This is a genomic window from Staphylococcus sp. EG-SA-17 (genome assembly GCF_017151845.1).
GTDB classification, from domain to species: domain Bacteria; phylum Bacillota; class Bacilli; order Staphylococcales; family Staphylococcaceae; genus Staphylococcus; species Staphylococcus aureus.
Genome location: NZ_JACVZO010000058.1, coordinates 1 through 2,062 on the forward strand (window position 1 = coordinate 1; position 2,062 = coordinate 2,062).

The window sequence follows — 2,062 nt, forward strand, 5'->3', positions numbered from 1 at the left end:
ACATTGACTTACTAGAAAACGGATATCCACTAAAAGCAGAAGTAGAGGTTCCGGATAATAAAAAACTATCTATAGAACAACGCAAAAAAATATTCGCAATGTGTAGAGATATAGAACTTCACTGGGGCGAACCAGTAGAATCAACTAGAAAATTATTACAAACAGAATTGGAAATTATGAAAGGTTATGAAGAAATCAGTCTGCGTGACTGTTCAATGAAAGTCGCAAGGGAGTTAATAGAACTGATTATAGCGTTTGTGTTTCATCATCAAATACCTATGAGTGTAGAAACGAGTAAGTTGTTAAGCGAAGATAAAGCGTTATTATATTGGGCTACAATCAACCGCAACTGTGTAATATGCGGAAAGCCTCACGCAGACCTGGCACATTATGAAGCAGTCGGCAGAGGCATGAACAGAAACAAAATGAACCACTATGACAAACATGTATTAGCGTTATGTCGCGAACATCACAACGAGCAACATGCGATTGGCGTTAAGTCGTTTGATGATAAATACCACTTGCATGACTCGTGGATAAAAGTTGATGAGAGGCTCAATAAAATGCTGAAAGGAGAAAACAATGGGAGAAGTATCATGGATAAAACTTAAAGTTGGCATGTTTGATGACAGCAAAATCAAATATATCGAAGCTTTACCCGAAAGAGATACGATCATAACCATTTGGGTTAAGCTGCTAACTTTATCAGGAAAGTACAACGAACAAGGTTACATTATGTTATCTGAAAACTTGCCGTATAACGAAGAAATGTTAGCAAATGAGTTTAGCCGACCTATTAACTCAATAAGGTTAGCAATTCAAACTTTTGAGACATTGGGCATGATTGAAAAAGTTAATGGTGTCATAAAAGTGACAAACTGGGAAAAGCACCAAAACATCGAAGGACTCGAGAAAATCAGGGCGCAGAACAGGTTGAGGAAACAAAAGCAACGAGAAAACAACAGAAAATTGCTAAATGGTCACGTGACGTCACGTGACAGTCACGCAACAGAAGAAGATAAAGAATTAGATAAAGAATTAGAAAGAGATAAAGAAAAAGATATAGATAAGAACTTAAGTTCAAATAATAGCGCAACTGACGTTACGCATGAGCAATTTGAGGAATGGTGGAAACTTTACAACAAGAAAAAAGATAAGAAGATGTCTTTCACTAAATTCAAATCATGCTTAAAGAAACATACTTTTGAGCAAATCATGCAAGGTACTCGAGAATATTTAAAAACTATTACAGACAAACAATATCAAAAGTACCCTAAAACATTTTTAACTAACGAAAGCTATATGAATGATTATAGCGAAGAGATTAAAGAAACTGGCATAGATCAATTGGAACGTATGAAGTACGACGAAAGTTATTGGGACTAGGAGGATCTTATGAAACCGTTATTCAACGAAAAAATAAACGAGAGTTTAAAAAAATATCAACCAATCGAAGTAATACTAAGACAGAATTGCGATAAATGCGGGCATCAATATGACTTATATAAGTTTGAAAATGGATATGAATACAAAGACGGTTGCGAATGTGAAATTCAAAGATTGGCTTATGAAGAATACAAAAGGAATAAACAAAAGAAACTTGATTATATTTTCAATCAATCAAATGTTAATCCGTCTCTAAGAGATGCAACAGTTAACAACTATAAGCCACAAAATGAAAAACAAGTACACGCTAAACAAACAGCAATAGAGTATGTACAAGGTTTCTCTACAAAAGAACCAAAATCATTAATATTGCAAGGTTCATACGGAACTGGTAAAAGCCACCTAGCATACGCTATCGCAAAAGCAGTTAAAGCTAAAGGGCATACAGTTGCTTTTATGCATATACCAATGTTGATGGATCGTATCAAAGCGACATACAACAAAAATGCAGTAGAGACTACAGACGAACTAGTCAAATTACTTAGTGAGATTGATTTACTTGTACTAGATGATATGGGTGTAGAAAACACAGAACACACTATAAATAAACTTTTCAGCATTGTTGATAACAGAGTAGGTAAAAACAACATCTTTACAACTAACTTTAGTGATAAAG

The 2,062-nt window shown here is 34.6% G+C and carries 3 protein-coding genes; all 3 read left to right on the forward strand.

What is annotated here, in order from left to right; all coding sequences use genetic code 11:
- The coding region (locus IDG65_RS13915; protein ID WP_206174179.1) for a putative HNHc nuclease at window positions 1-611 on the forward strand (611 nt) is incomplete at its 5' end.
- The gene (locus IDG65_RS13920; protein ID WP_000504988.1) at window positions 583-1,386 is read left to right on the forward strand and encodes a phage replisome organizer N-terminal domain-containing protein; all 804 of its coding nucleotides are present in this window, start codon (window positions 583-585) and stop codon (window positions 1,384-1,386) included. The genes IDG65_RS13915 and IDG65_RS13920, both read left to right, overlap by 29 nt.
- A 9-nt stretch (window positions 1,387-1,395) precedes the next feature.
- On the forward strand, window positions 1,396-2,062 hold a 667-nt coding region (locus tag IDG65_RS13925), incomplete at its 3' end, for an ATP-binding protein (RefSeq protein WP_206174181.1).

What these genes read in the sequence shown, in the direction of transcription:
- IDG65_RS13920 (WP_000504988.1), top strand. Translation starts at nt 583, where the DNA reads ATGGGAGAAGTATCATGGATAAAACTTAAAGTTGGCATGTTTGATGAC.